This is a genomic window from Methanosarcinales archaeon, from assembly GCA_014859725.1.
GTDB lineage: Archaea > Halobacteriota > Methanosarcinia > Methanosarcinales > Methanocomedenaceae > Kmv04.
Genome location: JACUTQ010000002.1, coordinates 25,875 through 48,610, shown reverse-complemented (window position 1 = coordinate 48,610; position 22,736 = coordinate 25,875). Strand labels below are relative to the sequence as shown.

The 22,736-nt window shown below is 42.0% G+C and carries 21 protein-coding genes and 1 pseudogene; 17 read left to right on the top strand and 5 right to left on the bottom strand.

All coding sequences use genetic code 11. The annotated features are described in order from the left end of the window. The first annotated feature begins 16 nt into the window (after window positions 1-16). The 6 genes and pseudogenes from IBX40_00525 to IBX40_00500 all read left to right on the top strand — a co-directional run bounded on the left by IBX40_00525 (window position 17) and on the right by IBX40_00500 (window position 6,069). The gene (locus IBX40_00525) at window positions 17-304 is read left to right on the top strand and encodes a hypothetical protein (protein ID MBE0522813.1); all 288 of its coding nucleotides are present in this window, start codon (window positions 17-19) and stop codon (window positions 302-304) included. A gap of 60 nt (window positions 305-364) precedes the next feature. Next, on the top strand, window positions 365-817 hold the full coding sequence (locus tag IBX40_00520; GenBank protein ID MBE0522812.1) for a hypothetical protein: 453 nt from the start codon (window positions 365-367) through the stop codon (window positions 815-817). Next, window positions 814-2,481, top strand: a complete 1,668-nt coding sequence (locus tag IBX40_00515) for a DUF3344 domain-containing protein (protein ID MBE0522811.1) — start codon at window positions 814-816, stop codon at window positions 2,479-2,481. The genes IBX40_00520 and IBX40_00515 overlap by 4 nt, the downstream gene beginning before the upstream one ends. Further along, a complete protein-coding gene (locus tag IBX40_00510) occupies window positions 2,478-3,635 on the top strand; it encodes a hypothetical protein (GenBank protein MBE0522810.1) in 1,158 nt (385 codons plus the stop codon). The genes IBX40_00515 and IBX40_00510 overlap by 4 nt, the downstream gene beginning before the upstream one ends. Window positions 3,636-3,708: 73 nt before the next feature. Beyond that, window positions 3,709-4,779, top strand: coding sequence for a DUF3344 domain-containing protein (locus IBX40_00505; GenBank protein MBE0522809.1), 1,071 nt, complete (start codon window positions 3,709-3,711; stop codon window positions 4,777-4,779). A 212-nt stretch (window positions 4,780-4,991) separates the two neighbouring features. Next, window positions 4,992-6,069, top strand: a pseudogene (locus IBX40_00500) (GMC family oxidoreductase). Here IBX40_00500 and IBX40_00495 read toward each other — a convergent pair. The 3 genes from IBX40_00495 to argB form a co-directional block, all read right to left on the bottom strand. Continuing rightward, window positions 6,054-7,832 (bottom strand): ribosome biogenesis/translation initiation ATPase RLI, encoded by a 1,779-nt coding sequence (locus tag IBX40_00495; protein ID MBE0522808.1) that lies wholly within the window; start codon window positions 7,830-7,832, stop codon window positions 6,054-6,056. The pseudogene IBX40_00500 and the gene IBX40_00495 sit on opposite strands and share 16 nt — an antisense overlap. Window positions 7,833-7,859: 27 nt before the next feature. Then, entirely contained in the window at window positions 7,860-8,300 is a 441-nt protein-coding gene (locus IBX40_00490) for a hypothetical protein (GenBank protein ID MBE0522807.1), read from the bottom strand. A gap of 89 nt (window positions 8,301-8,389) precedes the next feature. Continuing rightward, window positions 8,390-9,271: an acetylglutamate kinase gene (gene argB / locus IBX40_00485; protein MBE0522806.1), complete on the bottom strand. Its 882-nt coding sequence runs from the start codon at window positions 9,269-9,271 to the stop codon at window positions 8,390-8,392. 339 nt (window positions 9,272-9,610) lie between these two features. Between argB and pgk the strand changes: the two genes are divergently transcribed. Continuing rightward, window positions 9,611-10,852 carry a phosphoglycerate kinase gene (pgk, locus tag IBX40_00480; GenBank protein ID MBE0522805.1) on the top strand — a complete coding sequence of 414 codons (1,242 nt, stop codon included), beginning with the start codon at window positions 9,611-9,613 and terminating at the stop codon, window positions 10,850-10,852. Between the two features lie 3 nt (window positions 10,853-10,855). Here pgk and IBX40_00475 read toward each other — a convergent pair whose 3' ends face one another. After that, on the bottom strand, window positions 10,856-12,478 hold the full coding sequence (locus IBX40_00475; protein ID MBE0522804.1) for an ATP-binding protein: 1,623 nt from the start codon (window positions 12,476-12,478) through the stop codon (window positions 10,856-10,858). A 405-nt stretch (window positions 12,479-12,883) separates the two neighbouring features. Between IBX40_00475 and IBX40_00470 the strand changes: the two genes are divergently transcribed. The 10 genes from IBX40_00470 (at window position 12,884) to IBX40_00425 (ending at window position 22,002) form a co-directional block, all read left to right on the top strand. Beyond that, the gene (locus IBX40_00470; GenBank protein MBE0522803.1) at window positions 12,884-13,627 is read left to right on the top strand and encodes a sulfite exporter TauE/SafE family protein; all 744 of its coding nucleotides are present in this window, start codon (window positions 12,884-12,886) and stop codon (window positions 13,625-13,627) included. 32 nt (window positions 13,628-13,659) lie between these two features. Continuing rightward, window positions 13,660-14,013, top strand: a complete 354-nt coding sequence (locus IBX40_00465; GenBank protein ID MBE0522802.1) for a winged helix-turn-helix transcriptional regulator — start codon at window positions 13,660-13,662, stop codon at window positions 14,011-14,013. A gap of 79 nt (window positions 14,014-14,092) precedes the next feature. Then, window positions 14,093-15,988: a phosphoenolpyruvate carboxykinase (GTP) gene (locus tag IBX40_00460; protein MBE0522801.1), complete on the top strand. Its 1,896-nt coding sequence runs from the start codon at window positions 14,093-14,095 to the stop codon at window positions 15,986-15,988. Window positions 15,989-16,217: 229 nt separating this feature from the next. Next, window positions 16,218-17,717, top strand: a complete 1,500-nt coding sequence (locus IBX40_00455) for a homocysteine biosynthesis protein (protein MBE0522800.1) — start codon at window positions 16,218-16,220, stop codon at window positions 17,715-17,717. A 5-nt stretch (window positions 17,718-17,722) separates the two neighbouring features. Next, the gene (locus IBX40_00450; GenBank protein MBE0522799.1) at window positions 17,723-18,109 is read left to right on the top strand and encodes a 4Fe-4S binding protein; all 387 of its coding nucleotides are present in this window, start codon (window positions 17,723-17,725) and stop codon (window positions 18,107-18,109) included. A 58-nt stretch (window positions 18,110-18,167) separates the two neighbouring features. Next, window positions 18,168-19,199, top strand: coding sequence for a cytochrome c biogenesis protein CcsA (gene ccsA / locus IBX40_00445; GenBank protein MBE0522798.1), 1,032 nt, complete (start codon window positions 18,168-18,170; stop codon window positions 19,197-19,199). Between the two features lie 29 nt (window positions 19,200-19,228). Then, a complete protein-coding gene (locus tag IBX40_00440) occupies window positions 19,229-19,849 on the top strand; it encodes a hypothetical protein (protein ID MBE0522797.1) in 621 nt (206 codons plus the stop codon). Between the two features lie 50 nt (window positions 19,850-19,899). Further along, window positions 19,900-20,625 carry a glucose-6-phosphate isomerase gene (locus IBX40_00435; GenBank protein ID MBE0522796.1) on the top strand — a complete coding sequence of 242 codons (726 nt, stop codon included), beginning with the start codon at window positions 19,900-19,902 and terminating at the stop codon, window positions 20,623-20,625. 77 nt (window positions 20,626-20,702) lie between these two features. Continuing rightward, window positions 20,703-21,191 carry a hypothetical protein gene (locus IBX40_00430; protein ID MBE0522795.1) on the top strand — a complete coding sequence of 163 codons (489 nt, stop codon included), beginning with the start codon at window positions 20,703-20,705 and terminating at the stop codon, window positions 21,189-21,191. 28 nt (window positions 21,192-21,219) lie between these two features. After that, window positions 21,220-22,002 (top strand): GNAT family N-acetyltransferase, encoded by a 783-nt coding sequence (locus IBX40_00425; GenBank protein MBE0522794.1) that lies wholly within the window; start codon window positions 21,220-21,222, stop codon window positions 22,000-22,002. A 98-nt stretch (window positions 22,003-22,100) separates the two neighbouring features. Here the strand turns inward: IBX40_00425 and IBX40_00420 are convergent, their stop codons facing one another. Further along, window positions 22,101-22,490 carry a DUF1699 family protein gene (locus IBX40_00420; protein MBE0522793.1) on the bottom strand — a complete coding sequence of 130 codons (390 nt, stop codon included), beginning with the start codon at window positions 22,488-22,490 and terminating at the stop codon, window positions 22,101-22,103. Window positions 22,491-22,736: the final 246 nt, after the last annotated feature.

Sequence of the window (22,736 nt, the reverse complement as noted above, 5' to 3'; positions counted from 1 at the left end):
TTTTGCTGATGCGAATATGAAAACATTAACAATATCATTTTGTGTGCTTTTTCTTTTGATGCGTTCCACTGTTAATCCCACTGCAACAAAAGCCGCAGATGATTCTGCCACAAGCGTTGCAACGGTATCTGGAGGAGAAGCATATGGAGAAGGTGTTGTTGCCGAATCCACAGAAATTGCAGACGAGACTAATGGGTCGTCCGGGGAAGATAATAAGGGTATTCCAGGGTTTCAGTTTACTTGCAGGTTTGCTGGGCTTGTTGATCACAATGCAACTATTGCGGAAAAAGAAATGATAAGATAAGATAGGTCAAACAAAATTATGATGGAATTTTAAATGTTAATAAAGATGTTGATGTATATCATGCTTTATTTGGTGCTTACACAAATGGTATCAGCTTCCGGGGTAGGCGTCACTCCTGGTAATTTGAACTTCAGTGCGCAGATCGGGGGTTCAGATACTAAATCGCTGTTCGTGTTCAATACCGGCACCGAAATTTCAGACTATAAAGTATATGTGGATAAAGATTATGCTGAATGGTTTGATATCTCGCCCGATAACTTCACATTAAGTGCAAATGAGAACCAAGAGGTGATTTTAACATTAAAGCCACCGATTTCTGTTATAGGGGATTTCAATTTCATGGCGTATGTGGCTGTTTCCTCCACATCTTTAGATATTGGTATAGGTCATGGCATCAAGGTACCAGTTCATGCCAACGTATCAAATTCAGGAATTATACTAGCCATATTGATAATATTAATAATCACTGGTGTGGGAGTGTTCTACCGCATTAAAAAAAGGAAAAGCAAGTGACAATTAGAAAATTAAAGCTGCACAAATATCTTGTAATCATCGTGATAGCTGTGCTGCAGCTATTATCTGTTCATCAGGCATTGGCAGAATATAACTTCGACGGTTATCCATCTACTGATAAGCTTGATGGAGTCAAACAAGGTATTGTCAAAGGTGGCGTATATGTGGATGGCGGCCATGGATTACCCGATAAAAATGCTCCTTATACCCAGTCTTTTAATGTCCCTGAAGGTAATGTAACATGGGCAAGACTGTATGTGGGAGTATGGGGAGGCAAACAGACATACAGCGGCACATTGCAGACCACATTCAATGGGGATGATCTTGGCACTCTCATCCTTGAGGGGTCATCAGATTCGAATCCAGATGTATGGTGTGCCGGTAATGGTGTCTACTGGGTGAACTATGATATTACTTCCCTGACCACCAAAGACTCCCTGACTGCAACAGCAACCACTGAGGAAATCAGTACCGGCTTTGACGGCAGGGTGTATGGGATAATGCTTGTGGCAGTATACGAAGCATCGGAGGGAGAGGAGGTAAAATACTGGATTAATGAAGGGAATGTGAATCTGCATGACACGAATGATGAAGCATTAGCAAAATTTACCGGTTCAGTAGATGTGGATAAGTTCCCTGTTGCCAGACTTACAGCAATTTATCTTACAGGTTCACCTTACGAGAACGACTATCTCTATTTCAACGATGAAAAATTATGTGATGGAGACAACTGTGACGACATAGCAAACTCTATGGCAAACTCTATGGATTATTTCGATTTCAAAACCTTTGATGTAATAGACTATCTCGAAAAAGAAGCAAATGAGGCAAGGTTCGAACGGGTTGAAGAAGGCAATTTACATCCTGTGCTGGCTGTGCTGACCTTGCACACAGAAGAAGAAGGAGATACGGATCTTACGGTTTCCAGTGTTAAAGTTCCTATTCTGTATGCAGGCAACAGCAATACCATTACTGCCACCATAGAAAACATCGGTGAATATCCAGCTTATGGTTTCCAGGCAGCTCTATATGCAGACAATGAAATTGTGTCCACAGCTTCCATATCATCATTGGCCGCAGGCAGGAACAGAAGCATTGATTTTAACTGGAAACCGGACAGTGATGGTGAATATATACTGTGGGTCTATGCTGATCCCAATGATAGAAAAACAGAGCTGTGCGAGTCAAATAATAATAACACGCCCCTGATTTTGAATGTCATTGATTTCACACCTCCCGAAATTGAAATCGACCAACCCGAAGATGGGGAAATTGTAGAAACGGATGTTATTACAGTCAGCGGAACTATTGAGGATACAAGCAGGAATATCACAGTTCTGGTAAACGAAGTGGCAGCTGTTGTCTCAGGTTCCGGGTGGAGTGCACCGGTTTCACTGTATTATGGATACAATAAGATTATTGTAAGTGCAGTAGATGGTGCAAATAATTCAGCAACAGAATTCGTTGTGGTAAAATCACTGGTACAACAGAACAGGGAATCGGGCGGCATACCATCTGAGGGAAGAGGGAGTATTATTAATACAGACACTTCAGTTGTCGAATCTCCTGTTGATAAGACCAGGGGATTATTTTCAGGGCCTGCAGTAATAATTTTCATTGTATCAATAGCCGCCTTATATTTGTGGAGGAGGGGATCGAAGTGATAAAAAGGATCCTTTTCCTCGCATTTTTCATAATCACCATTGCATTTCCAACGGCCTCTGCCACTGAATGGGACAGCGCCACCTTCACGCTCAGTCTTGAGAATCCTGCTGTTTCAAAGGGAGATTATACGATAAATGTGGTTGAATTCGATGGATACGGCATGGTTGGAATAAATGTATCCTGCAATGGAGTATTTATCGGGAATACGGTGCTGGCGAATAATGATTCAAATTGGAATTATTTGGATAACAGCAGGATCAGGCTAAAGGGCATTAATGTTACAGACCAGAGGATTTTACCAATGTACGGCAGTGTTTATTCCCCGGGGGCTGAAATCGTGTTTGATACCGAGAAATCGTCGAAAAATCCAGGGTCTCTGGCTCTGAGTATTTCCACAGACAAAGATGAATACCTGATCGATCAGCAGATAATTGCCGCCGTGCTGATCAGAAACATTGGAGAGGTAAAGATGGATGATATTCATCTTGATGTTGTTACAGATGGTTTGACCATTCAAGGAGATCTGCCATCCGGCTTTAGTCTTTATGAAGGGACATACCGGTCTGAGGATATCAAGTTAAGGTTCCCGGCTGCTCTGCAAAAAGGATTCTATAACATATCGGTAAATATGAGCTGGATCGATGCTCACGGGACACGAAATTTCCTGACAGAGTCCAACACAGTCAGGATTACACAGCCTATTAAAATATTTAAAAGCACAACAAACGAAGCACATCCGGGACAGACTGTATATACTTCCATAAGTGTGGTAAATATCCAATCCCGACCGGTCAGGATCAGATTGGATGATGCCCTGCCGATATTTTTCACATTGATCAATGGAACGGTAACAGATAACAAACCGGATCTGGATTGGGAGTTTGTTCTGGCACCCCGTGAGAGAAGAGTGCTTTCATATCAGATGATCCCCGAACAGGTTGGAGCACACCGAGTGCCCCAAGCACATGCAACCTGGAACCTCTGGGGAGAGGAATACACCAATAGTACAGATTCGGATAATGTAATCGCTATTTATAAGGGTGTGTCTTTTTTGGACCGGAATTTTCCTGAGGCCACCCCTGCGTCAGAAGCTGAAGTCGCTTCTCCGGAAATATCAATGAGTGCAAAAATACGTTCGGCTAAACAGATGTAGTTGAAGAGGAGGATATTTTCAAGCGCATGTAGCATTGCATGTTCCGGAAAACTACAAAGGAGTGAATTAGTTAATGGAATTAAATATACTTAAAAGAAATATAATTTTATGCATAATATTGCTGAGCTTACTAACTGTTACGGCAGCAGCGCAGGAACCGGAAGTGAATGGATATATAGCCGATAAACCGCTTTCAACTTTTGGCCATGACACCATAAGAGGCGGATTGGATTATACGATAGGGGACAGTTATTACAGCGGGAAGCTTTGGACTGGTGAAACATATACCGTGCATTATGCCGTATCGTTACCAGAAGGTAGGGTAGTGAAGTTCGCACGGCTCTATAATTACTGGACCTGGAGTGCCAAGGGTTCAACTGGCACGTATCCGGATATGGAACTGACCTTTGATAATAAAAAGCTTGAGCCGGATCAACAGTACAGTGACAGAAAGGGGTGGGGAATATATGACTATCCCGCCGGCACATGGGCGTATGATATTACGAGTATTGTAAGCGGATCTGGCAGTCATACAGCTGTCATTGAGAATATCGGTCCTGATGGTACATATTTCTGCATGAATGGTATTGGTTTGCTCGTGGTATACACTGATGTGAATGGAAAGGATATCGAATACTGGGTCAATGAAGGAAGTGATATGCTCAACTCGCAAGCAGAGGATGACGGCACACCGACCTACACAACACCTGACCAGACCATCACTGAGATGATGAACCCCACAATTTCACATGGTCCGATAAAGAAAGCCACCTTGTGGACCATTGTCCAGTCAGGCAACTGGGATGCGAACATGTTGTATGTCAATGACAGGAACTGGTCGGGCATCTGCAACGGTACACCTTATCCTGACCTGGATATTGATACGCGGGACGTTACCGAGCATCTAACGGTTGGAAAGAACACCATATATTTTCAGGCGGTTGAAGACTATGCTATCCCGTCGGGTTCATTTCTCGTAGTTGAAATAGAGCCAACTGCTGAGGGGGCATCGATGTCTACATCTTCACAACAGTTAGTAAAAGAGGCATCGGGACCGAGAGGGACTCCTGGATTTGAAGCAGTACCCACAATTGCACTGATCATAATTATCTCTTTATTAACATTCAGGAAATACAACTGTTGATCGAGATTAATTATATCTATTAATGAGTGCCTCCTGAATATGAGTCAATTACAGCAATGTTGTGATGGTATGATTCCTCTGGGACTACGTCCGAGGTCTCTTGTGCGTCATATGAAATCTTCGATTTCATGGGTGTTCGAATCTTCAATTTGGAACAAAGCACAACAAAAAATGATAGCCTTTGGATTCTACCCTCACACCCGGAGGTTAAGATGACTTCAGAAGTCATAGTAGTAGGTTCTGGCGCAGGTGGTGCAACAATAGCACGCGAGTTGTCACGAAGAATAAAGGGCAAAATACTCTTGCTCGAATCCGGTAATAGGGTGAACACAAAACAGGCGTATACCCGGTACGAGAACCATTTAACACCCACTGTTGAAGATCCGGTACATGAGGGAATGCCGTTTTGGCCTGGGCAGGGATTAGAAATAGCACGACTAACGTGCCTAGGGGGCACTACCCTCGTTACCGCTGGAACTTGCGTGAGAAAATTAGAAGATGAATTGAAAAAACTCGGAATTGATCTCAGTCACGAGTTTGAATCCCTTGAACATGAGCTAAAAGTGAACAAAACCCCTGACTGGATTTTAGGCAGGGGCACGAAAAAAATCCTGGAAGCAGCAGAATCCCTCGGATATGACGTGACACCAATGCCAAAGTTCATTGACTTTAGTAAGTGCAAGTCCAAATTGTGCGGAAGATGCACCTTGGGCTGTCCTGAAAATGCAAAGTGGAATGCTCTCGAATTCTTGACAGAAGCTGAAGAACACGGATTAATTCTACAACAAAATACACGAGTTGATAGAGTTTTAATAAAAAACAAAAGAGTGGTTGGGGTAAGGGCAAATGGCAGGGATATATTTTCAAGTGAAAATATTAACGCAAAGGGGACTAAAAGTCAAAGAAGAGGATGTAATTGGAATAATGGTGAAAATAGGAGATGAAAACCAAGGTGAAGTAAAAAGTGATGGAACTATAGTCAAATACCTGACAGAAAATGATTTTATTACCCTTTCAGATGGGGTCCGGGCTGCTTCTGAGATATTAGAAGAAGCAGGAGTCAATCCATCAAGCATTGTCTGCACGAACCCAAGGGGTGCACACCCGGGAGGGACTGCAAGAATTGGCGGATTTGTGAGGGCTCCGGAACTTGAAACCGAAATTGAAGGTCTTTATATAACTGACGCTTCCTTATTGCCTGAGTCTACCGGTGGCCCCCCAATACTAACTATAATGGCCCTTGCAAAGAGGATTGCGAGAAATATGCTATCCGATCATTGCAATGAATAATAATATTCACCCAGAGATTTTTGCTCTCTATCAAGTTTTGAATCCGGTTTGTTCACCCTGGGCCTGCGTGTCTCTTCATCCCGTCTGAATGTAATATTAATATTTTTCAGAAAATGGTTCATGCCCTGACGCATATTGAACGGGCCGTGTATCTCGCCTCTTATTGCAGGTTGGCCCATAAATACCATAAGCCTCTCGGCCAGCATATCGATCATATAAATGTCATGATCCACTACCATGGCAGTCACGTTATTGTTCTCAGCGAACCGTCGGATCACTTTTGTGGCCATGGCCCTTTGTTCTACATCCAGGTGTGCACTGGGCTCATCAAAAATATACATATTTGCAGTCTTACCTAAGCAACCTGCAATAGCTACACGCTGGAGCTCACCGCCTGATAGTTCAGGCAGCATCCGGTCCAGCAATCCATCCAACTGTAAGGGTTTAATTATCTCAGTCTGGTAATAACTGGCATCAAATTTCGTATTGATACTGCGCAAAAAATCCCTGACCTTTAATGGATAATCCCCTGTTAAGTACTGGGGTTTATAGGAAATGGTAAGATTTGTCTCAAGTTTACCCGTGGTGGGTGTTTCCGCTCCTGCCAGCATCTTTACAAACGTGGACTTACCAATGCCGTTAGGCCCTACGATCCCAATTACTTCGCCGTGTTTGATCTCATTCCCGAGCGTATCACTACCAACAATCAGTTCGAATCCATTGTCTCCATATTTTTTTGTAAATCGATGGAATTCCAATAGAGTAGGAATATCCTTCTGCTCTCTTGGTGGATGTTCCTCGAATTCAATAGCCTCTGTACGTAGGCGGATGTTCTCTTCAGGCAGGAAACCTTTCAGGTATTCGTTAATGCCCACCCTAACACCTTTGGGATGGGTGGTCACACCATATCCGCCTGGGATACCATATGTTATATGAACAGTATCTGCAAGCAGATCCAATAGTGCCAGGTCATGTTCAATCACCATCACTGCACTATCATGAGCCAGTTCCTGGACAATCCTGGCTGCATTGATTCTCTGGTAGATGTCCAGATACGGGCTGACCTCGTCTATAAAATAGAAATCTGCATCGCGGTTGACACAGGCAGCCAATGCCACCCTTTGAAGTTCTCCACCTGAGAGATCGCTGATATCCCGATCCAGTATATGGATAATCTCAAGTTTGTCAACTGTTTCATCCATAATCCCCCGTTCATCAGTCCTATCCAACAATCTGGAGACCGTGCCTTTGACGACTTTTGGTATATTATCCACATATTGAGGTTTATGTGAGGCTTTTATCGCGCCCTCTGATAGGGTTTTCATATATTCATACAATCCTGTGGAGGAATAAATATCCAGTATCTCATCCCAGGTTGTATCAGGCTTACCCAGATTGGGCATAAGATTTCCACTCAAAATATTCACAGTTGTGGACTTACCAATACCATTTTGACCCAGGATACCGGTCACTTTACCTTTTACAGGGGTGGGCAGGCCGTAAAGAGCGAAACCATTCTGGCCGTATCTGTGGATGGGATCGTCTAATTCCTCTGGCAGCCCTATTATCATAATAGAATGGAAGGGACATTTCTTAATGCAGATCCCACAGCCTACACATAATTCTTCAGAAATAACAGCTTTGCCATCCTCACCCTGGACTATAGTTTCATCTCCGGTCCGCACCCTGGGACAAAAGTGTATACATTCCAGGTTGCACTTCTTGAACTGGCACCTGTCCTTATTTACAATAGCGATCCTCACGATTTCACCTGAAAAATATTGTTTTGGTTAATTAAGTAATAATGTCCAGACCACTAACCAAAAATCAACTGTAATGAATTCCACATACAACCAGTCTTTAGTCCCAAATTCTTTGACATCGATCTTTATTAACGGGTAGATGATCCGTTGAGCATAATACGAGGAAATGATGACCAGAAGCATTATGGAAATCCATGGAAATTCGGTACCGTCCTTTAGTTGGTAAAAACAGAATAAACCAGCTAACGTCCCTATCAAGGCTGGTACAATTGTCTTTATAATACCATTTATATAATTTTTCTTTTTTTCTTCCGGGGTCTTATCAACAACCGGGACTGGTTCTGATACTACTACTTCCTGCTTCTGCTTTTTAGTCTTTCCACGTTCTGCTGTTGCCTGCTGCTGAGAGGCTGCTGCTCTGGCCCTTTCGAGGAATCCTTTCTTAGCAGGTTGCTTTTTCTTACTCAATAATAAATCTCCTGATAATGAGGTTTGACTTTATAGACTTCGTATACTTTATATGTTTAACTCTTTCAAAGAAGAGATTTTATTTTTGATCAATGGTAGATCATTGTCCCAATGCCCAAATCAGTAAACAATTCCAGCAGTATGCTGTGGGATTTGCTGCCGTCTATTATATGTACTTTCTCAACTCCACGTTTAACACCATGTGCTGCAGACCTGACTTTGGGTATCATACCACCGGAAATAATGCCCTCCTGTATCAAGTCATCAATTGTGTCAATCTGAATGCGGGAGATTCGGCTTGACTCATCACCCGTTTTTTGAAGCACACCAGGCACATCAGTCATGAGTATGAGTTTCTTGGCCCTCATAGCAACTGCAATATCACCAGCTACTGTATCTGCATTGATATTCAAACTGTTACCTTTCTCATCAACAGCGATGGGTGCTACGACTGGAATATATCCTTTTCCTGATGCCATCATGAGTATCTCGGGATTTATGAACTCAACGTCACCAACCCAACCCAGGTCAACTTCATGTTCTTTTCCCTCATAGGTAATTCGTTGAAGGGCTTTCTTCCTGGCCATTATGAGCTTTCCGTCCTTTCCAGAGAGGCCCAGACCTTTTCCTCCATTCAGCCCGATCAGGGATACAATTCTAGTATTGATGTTTCCTACAAGTACCATTCGGGCAATCTCTAACGTTTCGTCATCAGTGATCCGAAGTCCTGCCACAAACTCGCTTTTCTTGCCCATAGTCTCCATTTTTTGGGTTATCTCAGGCCCGCCACCGTGGACAATAATGGGATGGATGCCAACATAACGCAGGAGTACAACATCCTTGACTATATCTTCCATGATTTTAGGGTCAACCATTGCATGACCCCCTACTTTGATCACCATGATGGAATCATGGAACTCCCTGATGTAAGGAAGAGCTTCAATTAAGATCAGTTCTCTTGCTATTACCATTATTGGATAATCCTCTTTTAGGGGGTTAATATGTGGTTGTGGCATATAAATGTTTTAATGGGGTATATTCTTCTTAATATATTATTGGTTATCCATCATCACCATCATATTATGGGAAGGTATTTATACTTATATGTTAATAATAATATTTGTCGAGCAGGATTGGAGTCTTTTATTACTAACCCCCCCCTCCCTAACCTCTCTTTTTCTGCTCGACATTCCGAATTGCTGGAATTTACTTATTTCAAGCTTTTTTTTGAAAATTTTATCAAATATAGAAAGATTAAATTACCTTACTGTATAATTCACTTTCCAGGTAAATGAATCGAGGTATAATATTTGTCAACCAGAGATTACCTTACTATTGATGATTTTGATCTTTCGGGAAAAACAGTTCTTTGCAGGCTGGACTTAAATTCGCCCATGGGTCCTGAAAACGGGATACTTGATGATAAACGGTTCAGGAGTTCTCTTACTACAGTAAAGGAACTGGAGGAGTCAAAGCTGGTACTTATGAGCCACCAAAGCCGGCCAGGTAAAAGTGATTTTACTACAATGGAACCCCATGCAAAGCAATTGTCACGACTTCTGGACAGGGACATAACATATGTAGATGATATTTTCGGCTCTAATGCCATTTCAGAGATAAAGAAACTTAAGAAGGGAGACATTCTTATGCTGGAGAATGTCAGGTTCTTTTCTGAAGAGAGTTTGAAACGGTCAGCCCAGGAACATGCCTCGTCTCATATGGTAAAGCGTTTATCCCCTTTTATGGATTTTTATATGAATGATGCATTTGGTGTCTCTCACCGCTCGCACCTGTCTATTATGGGATTTACATGGACTCTTCCTAGCCTGGTGGGCAGGTTGATGGATAAGGAGATCACATCTTTGAGCAGGGGAGAACATGACAGTGACGGACCCACAATATTTGTGCTGGGAGGCACTAAGGTGGATGATTCATTAAAGGTCACGGAATTTGTATTGGCAAATAATAATGCTAACAGGGTACTGCTGACAGGAGTAGTAGCCAATGTTTTCCTCGCAGCCAAAGGTGTGGATATCGGCAAAACTAATTTGGAATTCATTCAGTCACAGGGTTATTTTGACCAGATAAAAATCGCCAAAAAGCTCCTGAAAAGATTCAATGATAAGATCGGACTTCCCATTGATGTGGCTCTGGATAAGAATAATGAACGTATTGAGGAATACATCGATGTGATTAATAAGAACCATAATTCTGGCCTGCCCATCCTGGACATAGGACTGGAGACCATTGTGGCATTCTCAGAAGAGATCAAGGCCGCAGGGACAGTTATCATGAACGGCCCGGCTGGAATGTTCGAGAAGGATGCTTTCGCTTTAGGCACGGTGGAATTGATGCAGGCAGCCACCCGGGCGGGGTTCAGTGTGATCGGGGGCGGCCATAGCGCTGCAGTAGTGCAACAGCTGGGTATGGATTCAAGGTTGGACCATGTATCCACGGGCGGCGGGGCGTGTATCGATTTTCTGGCAGGAGAGAAACTGCCTGGTATCGAAGCTTTGAAAGAGGCTGCGGCCCGGTATCGTTCAAAAAAATAAATATTATTTCCCGGAACCGAACACCTTTCTAAACAGACTGCTTCCTTCCGACTTCTGAGGTTCCTTTCTGGGAGGCACATTCACTGGCTGCATATCAGGTTTAATAACCTGCCGTTTTGGCTCCTCTGCAGATAACTCTTCCTGGATAGGTATCGGTTTTACCATCTTCCCTGCTTCCCCGCCGTGCTTGCTCTTTCTCACTCTGATATCCACAAGTACCGGATGCTCAATATCATTAGAGACAAGCATTGCCACCCCGGGCGGCAGGCGTTTCAATTCCTCCTCCACCTCACTGCTGATACCTTCCAGACCCTTGCTGATTGCCTTCAGATCGTTAGGATTGGTCATCTTCATTATCACCTGGGTATTGCACTGGCTCAGAACGTTCTTATCCACCCTGGCCGGCCTCTGGCTGATCACCAGCAGGCCCAAACCGAATTTCCGGCCCTCTGATGCGATGGTTCGCAGGATCTCAGTACTTGCGGTCTTATCAAATCCCCTTTCAGGACAGAAATTATGGGCCTCTTCCACCACCAGCATTCCGGCCGGGATCTGCCCCAATTTCCTTGCCTCGAATAGGTCAGTGCACAGCTTTGCAACCATCATATTCTGCAGTTTTGGCTCAACACCTTTCATATCGATAATGGCAGCCCGACCCGGGACAAACAGCTCACTGATAGTAGTGGGTTGGTCTGATAAGATATCGGCTTCCCGCAAAGATTCCAGGGATGAGATCACATTCCATTTCATCTTGCTCTTATTATTCCCCACTTCAAAAATAATATCTTCAAGATCATAAGATTCCTGCTCGGCCTTGATCTTAGTAATAGCTTCATACAGCAGTCCCTGCTGATTACTGGATTTCTCATCAGGAAGGATCTGCATAAGGTCCTTTGGAGCCATATTTTTGCCATCCAGCCTGAATAATTCATCAGCATCCGGGTTCAGTACTTTATTTGCCGGAGTATATACAGTGATAACTGACTCATATCCTTTCGGCGATACTCCGTATTTTTCATAAAAAGCTTTCTGGTCAAATGAGCCCGGTTCCTTCAGTGACCCATACTCTCCGTGGGGATCAATGATAAGCAGCGGAACCTTTCTCTCAAGCAATTCCTCAAGTATCACGCTGGCAGTATATGATTTCCCGCTGCCCGTCTTTGCAAGGATACTGCAATGTTTCTGTATCAGGTTGTCCATGCCAAGATATACCTTAATACCCTGCCCTTCCAATAACCCGATATAAATATCACCGTGCGACAATCCAAGGGTCGAGCGTATCAGGTCATGATCTGCTGCAAACACCTTATCCCCGGGAGAAAATGGAGTACGTGGCGCTCTTAATAATCCATCCTTGCTCCGGCTTCCAATTACTGAAGCTTCAGCCACAAGTTTGCTTTCAGGACTTTCAACATTTGCGCCTCCGGCTGCTTCGGAAGCCTGATTTAGCTTAAAATCTTCACTGCTGCTTGTCATTGATATAACTTGTGCCAATGTCCAGCCTTCATTCTCATGCCATACTTTCACATAATCAGTACGTTTTACCAGGCTGCTATCAGGCACAGCAAAACTAAATTCATGTGTTCCGGTTTTCCCGAAAATTACTCCGATCGAATCTCTTGCCAATGTTATTTTCCCCTCATTGTTATTCTATTGAATTATATTCCACATCAATTTAAAGGTATTTAAATAAGAATATATCTTTATAATAATAATAATGTATATAATAACATCGGTAACCTTATATTGTGTTTAATTTATGAGCAAAGATAAATTCATAATTATCAAAAATGCCTGTAAAAAGGTATAATGGGTTTTATCTATGGCACAAGACCTCATATCAAGTTTAACAGAACTGGTGATCAGTTTTAAGACTATTGGGGGAGTTGAAGCCTCGCTTGTCACAACCCGCAGCGGAGTTAATCTTGCGTCATTGCACTGCTGAATGCGTTGTTTGTGGAAATGGATATTCCCGCCGAAAAATTTAAAGAAATAATGCTAGCCTAGAAACCGCTTTATTAATCCTGACCTATGGAATTTATAATAATATTACTGATCGTTTTTTTTGTTTCTATTGTATTTTCCATTGTAGGTCTGGGGGGTGCAATAATTTATGTGCCCTTGTTCTACTGGCTTGGAATTCCTTTTGAAATTGCCATACCCACGGCTTTGCTGCTCAATTGCATCACAGCCGGTTCGGCTTCTGTGACATATTATAAAGAGAAAATGATCGCTTTGGGCTTCGCATCTCCATTGATAATAACATCAGTGTTATTTGCACCCTTAGGGGCATATACATACCAATTCTTGAACGATAATATCATTCTGGCCCTGTTTGCAGTTGTTCTTACAATAGCTGGCATAAGGATGTTCCTACCATTTAAACCAAAATTAATGACCCCCACCTCTACTAACAAAACCATTCTAATAGCAGGAATTTCCGGAATGGTTATCGGTTTTGCGGCCGGTCTATTGGGCCTTGGCGGCGGCGTGTTTGCCATACCTTTACTTTTATTGATTGGATTTAAAGCAAAGACCGCTTCAGCGACCTCTGCCGTTTTTGTTTTTTTCACGTCTCTTTCGGGATTGTTAGGCCATGTTGGAATAGGCAATATTGATTCCGATATTATGGTATATACAGGGATTGCAGCATTTGTCGGTGCACAGATAGGGTCCAGGATTATGGTTTCTCATGTAGAATCAAAAACGATTCTGAAAATATTGGGCATTGTCCTCCTGATAATGGCTGCAAAGATTATTTACAACTTAACATAGATAACAAGTTTACGATCATGCCTGAAACACCTATGAGAATATTTGAAGAAAACAGTGAATGCACCATCCCGTACCAACTCTCACATGATCTGGAAAATAAAGTCAAAAATGTGATGCAAGAAGATATGGACCAGATTTCATCATTATTTAAGGTCTTATCCGATCCTGTAAGGATTCGAATCCTAAAAGCTCTGGAACTATGTGACCTGTGTGTTTGTGTATTGGTGGAAATTACTGATTATAAATATCCTGCTCTTTCATACCATCTTAAATTATTAAAAGACGCCGGGATAGTGGATTCCCGTCGTGATGGTAATTTTCAGATATATTATTTAACTGGATCTGGTATTAAGATCATATCTATGCTTAATATTCTTACTGAATAAAATACATTAGTCACAGGGGATAGGTTGGACAACCTTCAACGATATATTTAATAACGATGAGTATGAATGGTTTTGGAACATGAATACGACGGATAATGGAACATTGGAGATGTTAAAAGCAAGGTTAGGTGAGGGAAATTACCAGAAACTCATTAAAATAGATAATCCTAATCTATATCAATTTATTGCAAAATATATTGAGCTTTGCAACCCTGAGAAAATATTTGTCTGCACAGATTCACCTGAGGATATCCTGTATGTCAGGCAGGAGACGATCAAAGCAGGAGAGGAAATGGAGCTTGCAGTAGAAGGTCATACTTATCATTTTGACGGTTATCATGATCAGGCCAGGGATAAGGATAATTCTAAGTACCTTTTGCCGCAGGGTGTTGAATTAGGACAAAATATAAATGCTATGGACCGAGAGGAGGGGCTTAAGGAAATTCGCCAGAATTTAAAAGACATAATGCAGGGGAACCAGCTGTTCATACGTTTCTTTTGTCTGGGACCACTCAATTCACAATTCTCCATACCCGCAGTTCAAATTACCGATTCAGGTTATGTTGCGCACTCAGAGGATCAGTTATATAGGCAGGGATACGAAGAGTTCGTAAGATTGGGGCGATCGGCACGTTTTTTAAAGTTTGTACATTCAGCAGGAGAGCTGGATGAGAGAAAGACTTCCAAGAACATTGATGAACGCCGGGTTTATATTGATCTTGAAGACGAGATTGTATTTAGTACGAATACACAATATGGCGGGAATACATTAGGGCTTAAAAAGTTAGCTATGCGCCCTGCGATAAAAAGAGCCTCAAAAGAAGGCTGGCTCACAGAGCATATGTTCATCATGGGTGTGCATGGGCCATCCGAAAGGGTAACCTATTTTACTGGTGCGTTTCCTTCGCTCTGCGGAAAAACATCTACTTCCATGCTGCCCGGAGAGTCGATTGTTGGTGATGATATAGCCTACCTCAGGAATATGGATGGCGTAATACATGCAGTCAATCCCGAGAACGGTATGTTCGGGATAATTCAGGGCGTAAACTCAGTAGACGACCCCCTGATCTGGAAAGCGCTTCACAACCCGGGTGAGGTAATATTCTCCAATATACTTGTCACAGAAGAGAAAGACGTCCACTGGATAGGCAAAGATGGTGAAGAGCCTGAAAAAGGGTTCAATTATGCAGGGGAATGGACACCTGGAAAGAAAGACGAAAACGGTAATTTAATAACGACTTCACATCCGAATGCCAGGTTCACACTTGATATGCAATTATTGGATAATGTGGATCCAAAACTCAATGATCCTGAAGGTGTGCTGGTAGGTGGGATAATATACGGTGGACGTGATTCGGACACAAAAGTGCCTGTTGAGGAATCTTTTGATTGGGTACATGGTGTTATCACTATGGGTGCTGCACTGGAATCAGAAACTACTGCTGCTACACTGGGAAAAGAAGGTGTTAGAAAAATCAATCCAATGTCAAACCTGGATTTCCTGTCTATACCTATTGGAAGATACATAGAGAGTCATCTGGATTTTGGTGCTAAATTGAATAATTCACCGTCAATATACTCTGTTAATTATTTCCTTAAAGACAGGGAAGGGAAGTTCACAAATGATAAAACAGATAAGGCTGTGTGGCTTAAATGGATGGAACTGCGTTCGCATAACGAAGTTGAGGCAATAGAAACGCCCACCGGGTTCATACCAAAATATGAGGACCTTAATAAGCTGTTCCTGGAAGTGCTTAATAAAGACTATTCAAAAGAGGATTACATTAAGCAATTCTCTGTGCGTGTACCGGAAAATTTAGCCAAGATCGATCGAGTGCAGGAGTTCTACAAAACAAAAGTAGCTGATACACCACAGACATTATTTGAGGTGCTGGAAAAGCAAAAGCAAAGACTGATTGCAGCACAGGAGAAATATGGTGATAATATATCACCATTACAACTAAAACGTGCCTAAATAATATTCCAAGTTTCATATTTATAAATGCGAGCTTCTGCGAGTATTTTCTCATGAAATAGCAATCCGAAGAGAAGGTTATCTTCTCCTGATGTGATGTTTATTATAATATAATACGGAATGCGTGGGTTGCGGGTGTTGGTGAATAAAATAGTTACATTAATTTCCCCACACATATTACCATAAGTAATATATATGATGCACATTTATTACATCATGTGTGATTGCCATGGGAGAAAAAACTATACAGGATATTAATGCAAGAATCGCAGACGGCAGCGTCCATGTGGTTACAGCCGAAGAGATGCCACATATCGTGGCAGAACTGGGGCCAGAAGGCGCAGCCAGGGAAGTTGATATTGTTACTACAGGCACCTTTGGAGCTATGTGCTCTTCTGGTGCATGGTTGAATTTCGGACACTCTGACCCACCCATCAAGATGCAGAAGGTCTGGCTTAACGATGTTGAAGCATATAGCGGCCTGGCAGCAGTGGATGCTTATATCGGAGCCACCCAGATGAGCGAGACAAGGGGTATGGAATACGGAGGAGCCCATGTCATTGAGGACCTGGTTTGTGGTAAGTCTGTGGATATCCATGCTACAGCGCACGGGACCGACTGTTATCCCAGAAAAGTATTGGATACCACTGTCACTATTGATGACATTAACCAGGCAGTGATGATGAATCCCAGGAATGCTTATCAAAAATATAATGTTGCTACCAATTGTTCTGATAGAACACTTTATACTTATATGGGAACCCTGCTGCCCAACAATGGAAATGCTACATATTCGGCAGCTGGCGTACTCTCACCCATATTCAATGATCCAACCTACCAGACTATTGGTGTAGGTACCAGGATATTCCTGTGCGGGGCTCAGGGGTATATCACAGGGGAGGGGACACAGCATGACCCATCTAACAATTTCGGGACGCTCATGGTTCAGGGTGACCTGAAGAAGATGAACAAGAAATATGTCAGGGGCGCAACCTTCCATAAATACGGAGTATCGCTGTATGTGGGCATCGGCATACCTATACCCATATTGAATGCCGATATTGCAAAAGCCACAGCAGTCACCGACGCAAACATTACTACAAATGTACTTGATTACGGCGTAGCAAGGAGAAGTCGTCCCGTATTGCGACAGGTGACATACGAAGAACTGAAGTCGGGGATGATCGACATTAACGGTAATGAAGTGACCACATCACCCATGTCAAGCTTCCATGAGGCCAGGGGTATTGCCCTGGAATTAAAGGAATCTATCCGGAAGGGGTTATTTTATCCAACTCTGCCTGTTGAAAGGTTGCCAAACGAGGGTGTATCCAAACCCATGAAGCAGATCAAGGAACAGCCCACCGTAGCCGATGTAATGGCTTCAAGGGTCACCACCATCAAACAGGGACTTACAGTAGAAGATGCAGCTAAAGTCATAATGGAAGGCAATTTCAACCACTTGCCAGTGGTGTCAGATGAAGATAAACTGGTGGGCATAATTACAGCATGGGACGTGGCAAAAGCAGTAGCGCAGAATAAACGGGATAAATTGGATGATATCATGACAAGGACAGTGATCACTGCTGATATCACTGAACCTATAGAAACTACAGCACGTAAGCTCGAGCAGCATAATATCAGTGCCCTGCCTGTTATTAATAACAAAAATATAGTAGTTGGGATTATTACTAGCGATGATATCAGTAAACTGATGACAAGGAGGTAAGAATTATGAAGATCACATTATACGCTACTCCGGAAATCACAGCTAAGCCATTAATAGCAGAAGTGATACTTGAGACTAAGGCACTGTTGAATATCGATAGGGCAGATGTTAAACCAAAAGGAGGCGAAGTGGTAATAGATGTGCCACAGGACAGGTATGATGAAGTCACTAAAGCCTTTGAAAAACGCGGTGCAAGGATCATACGACTTGAGCTGCCTGTTATCAAGGACGATGATGAGTGTGTCAATTGCGGTGCATGTATTTCGGTATGTCCTACTGGCGTGATATCCTTCAAGGATGACTGGAGTATCGAGATGGACGTTAGCAAATGCGTCCAGTGCGGGACCTGTGTGACCATGTGTCCCCATGGTGCCCTAACATTGTCCGAATAAATCCAGCCAGAAGGCGGGAGCATCAAATTTTTAATATTTTAGATTTATTTAACCTAAGATGTCTTACCAGGAATACATCACAGTACGTGAAGCTGTGACCACCATAGGTCAGCCCATAATTACTGTAATTTTCCTAATTTCATTGTTCCTTGGTATAATTTCCATTTATCATATATTATCCAATGATACCCGCGCATACATATTTGCAGAAAAGCTCAGGATTGTTGATACACTGTTACTGTTTTTGGGATTTATTATTATTGCATGGTTCCATCTTCGCATCTATCAGGCAATTGAACTTGTCTACCCTGCCGAACTATCCAATTATTTTGCCCAAACCACAGGCGTAAGGATAAACGCCATGAGATTTGCCATTCCCCTCTGGATCGAGACCGAAAAACTCTATTTCTGGACCTTATGTATCTCAATATTCCTGGCAATTTCAAATTTAAGGTATGATTTTCTAAAAACCAAGATGACTGCAATATTCTCATCAAGCCTTAATATAATGTTTGCCGCCTTTGCTGTGCTTACTTATTTCATATCTAATCCGTTCAGGGAACCACTTCCCGGTGTGCATCTGGAGATTACGAACTGGTACCAGGCAAGCAATATGGGAGACCCTGATGTGCTGTTCCAATTTCTCATTCAGATGTATTTCCGTTTAACATATTATTATAATTCAGAATACATGTGGACCCACCCACCCATGCTTTTCATAGCTTATGCATCTCTTGTTGTTACCTTTGTCGGATGTGTATTCATGTTATTCCGGCGTGAGAAGATATTTGACAGGATATCTTACAGCCATGCCAGGGTAGGGTACCTGCTGCTGACCGTGGGGATGCTCATCGGTTATCCCTGGGCTGTAGTGGCCTGGGAAGGTAAGTCGTGGTGGTGGGACCCGAAGGTCAATGGCAGCATCATGATGTGGGTGCTGTACTCTGCTTATCTGCACACCAGGATTTATTTGAAGAAGCGCAACATGTGGCGTGCCACGGCAATAATCGGTATATTATGTTTCATGGCCCTGGTCTTTACATATCTACTTACATATATTGCACCGGGTATACATGCTGTAACACAATAACAACACAATAATAATAGGATGATCAGAAGATGAACCTCAAACTGACCATGAAACCAAAAACCTATAATTTCTATATTATGGTTGTTACCGCAGCAGTGCTAACTGCTATAGGATTAGTGTGCCTATATGGTATAGGATATTACACAATTACAACTGAATCAATGCCCAATTGGATTGAAACACCTCTATACGGGCATTATATCGACAGCATGAACCTATACATTTATCCATTCGTTGTATTATTGTTGGTCATCCTGGGATTATGCATACCAAAAAGGATCGTGCCCCGGCAGACGCTGCTTTCATCTGGAGCAGGAATCCTGGCTTTGAACATCATCATCGCGCTTGTCCTCAATATTGAGGCCAGTCTTGGGTTTTTGCTTGGGATTTCGATCGTTATCCAGACCGCGGTTATGATTCTGACAATAATAAAATGGGGTGGCCTGACCTTTGAGAGGGATGGATATTTTATCCAGGTCGGGTCTGCTATGCTGCATATGGGAATCGTGATTTTTGTGTTTGATTTTGTGATTATGCGCACCAGTGGCCTTCACTTACCATTGTTCTGGGTGGCCACAATTTTAATAACCATTGGTACAGTATTGTCTTTTTATCCTGAAGAAATTGGGAGAATGGTCAGGTTTCATTAGAATATTATTATTATTATCATTCAATCCAAAAAATGCATGTGGGAATATATATGGACAGAACACTTACCTTCGGAGGAAAGACACAGGAACCTGGCATAAGGATGTTATCAGATATGTCTTCCGTCCTGCTTGATCCGGACATTTTGCAGACTGGAGACCGGATACTTTATTACATGTACCGGGACCTGGCCCTCAGCATCAAAGACCGTGAGATAATTCAAGAACACGGTCTTCGGTATGATATTACTATTATTCCTCCTGCCATGCTTGGTAAAGAATATGTAAAGACCCAGGGTCATTATCATCCTATTGTACCAGATACCAACACCTCATATCCGGAAGTATATGAGGTCCTGAACGGCGAGGCACATTACCTGCTGCAGAAACGGGATGCTGGGGTTGTATCTGACGTTGTATTGATAAAAGCTTCAGCCGGAGATAAGGTGATCATCCCACCTGATTACGGACATGTGACGATAAATGCCAGTAACAAGGAACTGAAAATGGCCAATTGGGTGTCCAGAAATTTTTCATCGGTTTATAAGCCATATATTGAGATGCATGGGGCCGCTTATTATTTAACAAAGGAAGGGTTGATACCAAATCCTAATTTTAGGAATGTTCCTGAAGTCCGGAAAATAAAGCCAGGGAATTTTAATGATGTTGGATTGACCAGGTCACAGGAGATGTACGGACTTGTACGTTCCATTAATAATCTTACATTTTTAATTCGTCCCCAGGAATTCAAGTGGTTATTTGAAGAATTGACAGTATAATGCAAAGTAAGAATTAACGCTATTACTTTCACCTCACTTACCCAATATTTTTCTTTATTTTTCACCTATCATTGTATGTGAAATTTTCCAGGTTCGGGACAACTATCAATTCCCATGAGATCGTTAACTCGATCCATCAGCATGGTACGCCGGTCTTTCATACATCAGAGATGCATCTGAAACCCTTCGTGTGCAGAAAGAGTGTATGCAACCTTGCAGACATCATTGCGGTTTTCAGAAGTTCTGAAAGACATTACATAGTAGGTATAGAGATCAAGGAATGGAAGGAAAAAGTGCATCCAAAACTTGCTGTTGAGTATCTGGATACATACGGGCGGACATGCGAATACTTCTACCTTGCAGCGAAACATTTCTCAAGGCATATTCTTGAGATGGAAGGACCTGGGTTGTTCGACCTGAACAGGATGGAGGTCATTAAGAATCCTATATATCTTTTCCCTGAACCAAATTTCAGGGCACATCTGATGAAAAGGATCAAAAAACAGTTTGATATGCTCCTGGAAGTTGTGGATGACCCGTATCAGAGAACGTTGCTGGAGTTTTGAACAAATATCTAAAGAGAAGGGATGAAACGTGGACGTAATCGATCTTACAGATGAGTATAAGCCATTATATTTAATGTGCCTTGAGGATTGGTCAGACGAGATGAAGGAAGCAGGCACTCGTAAGGAACTTTGGTATGACAGAATGAAGAATAAGGGGTTAAGAGTTAAGCTTGCCAGAGATGATACCCAAAAAGTAGGTGGAATGATTCAATACGGTCCCATCGAGCACTCATTTGTAGAAGGGGAAGACCTGTATTTCATTTATTGTATCTGGGTCCATGCTCATAAAGAGGGGAGGGGAAATTTTAAAAAAAAAGGGATGGGAAAAGCATTGCTGCAAGCAGCAGAGACCGATGCAAAAAATCTCGGTGCAAAAGGCATAGTTGCATGGGGTATATTCCTTCCCTTCTGGATGAAAGCATCATGGTTCAAGAAACAGGGATATTCCAACGTTGACAGGGAAGGTATTTCTATGCTGCTGTGGAAACCTTTTGTAGATGATGTCACTCCTCCCAGATGGATAAAACAAAAGAAAATGCCTGATAACATACCAGGTAAAGTGACAGTAACTGCATTCATCAATGGATGGTGCCCGGCCCAGAACTTAACGTATGAGAGGGCAAAGAGGGCCGCAGCAGAATTTGGTGAAGATGTTGTTTTCAGGGAGATTGCTACCAATGAAAGGAATGTATTGGAGGAATGGGGTATAGTAGATGGCCTGTTCATTGATAATAAAAAAGTTAGAACCGGGCCGCCACCTTCATATGATAAGATCATAAAACTTATCGATAAAAAGGTTAAGAAACTCTAGGAATTTACATTCCATCCAGGAGACCTATAAACGGTCTTGTAACCCATTATTTGCTTTACTCCCTGCATCCTTTGGGCTGGTACTCAAAGGAACTGTCTCTATATTAAAAAAGCAATCAAATCTTTGCTTAACTGAGTTTCTTTGCTCAATTGAGATGTTATCTGATCTTTTGAATGTCCAGCATCTTTTAGTTCATTAATTCTTTCAAATACGTTGGGTTTAATCTCATAATATTCATTAATATCTTTTCTATGACCCCACACATCACCTTCCATTAATGTAATATTTTGCATTTCAAGGAACATTAAAGTAGAATTTGATATTGTTTTTTTATAGGAAGTTGGTATGTGAATAGCTTTAAGATTCTTACATCTCTGAACCAGTTGGAAAATATCCTTATTAGATGGTCTGAATGTTAAATGAATAAATTCTTCATTTTTTCCTACAGTACCGATTTCATTTTTTGAACTTACTACTCTTATTTTCATTTTCTTTGCCCCAAAAATTAATATGTAATATTGTTCGAAATCGTATAAAAAAGTTTCTAGAATAAATAAAACATGGACGGAATAATTTAATGTTTATATAAAAAAAATGAAAGGTATACTTCAGAAATAGGGTATTAATAAAAAATGGATTTCAATATCTAATATCATTTATGCTTGTTAACCCGGAATCAATACAAGCGTCGAAGAAAACATAAAACCCTTGCAGATCATCTTTCAGAAGCCGGT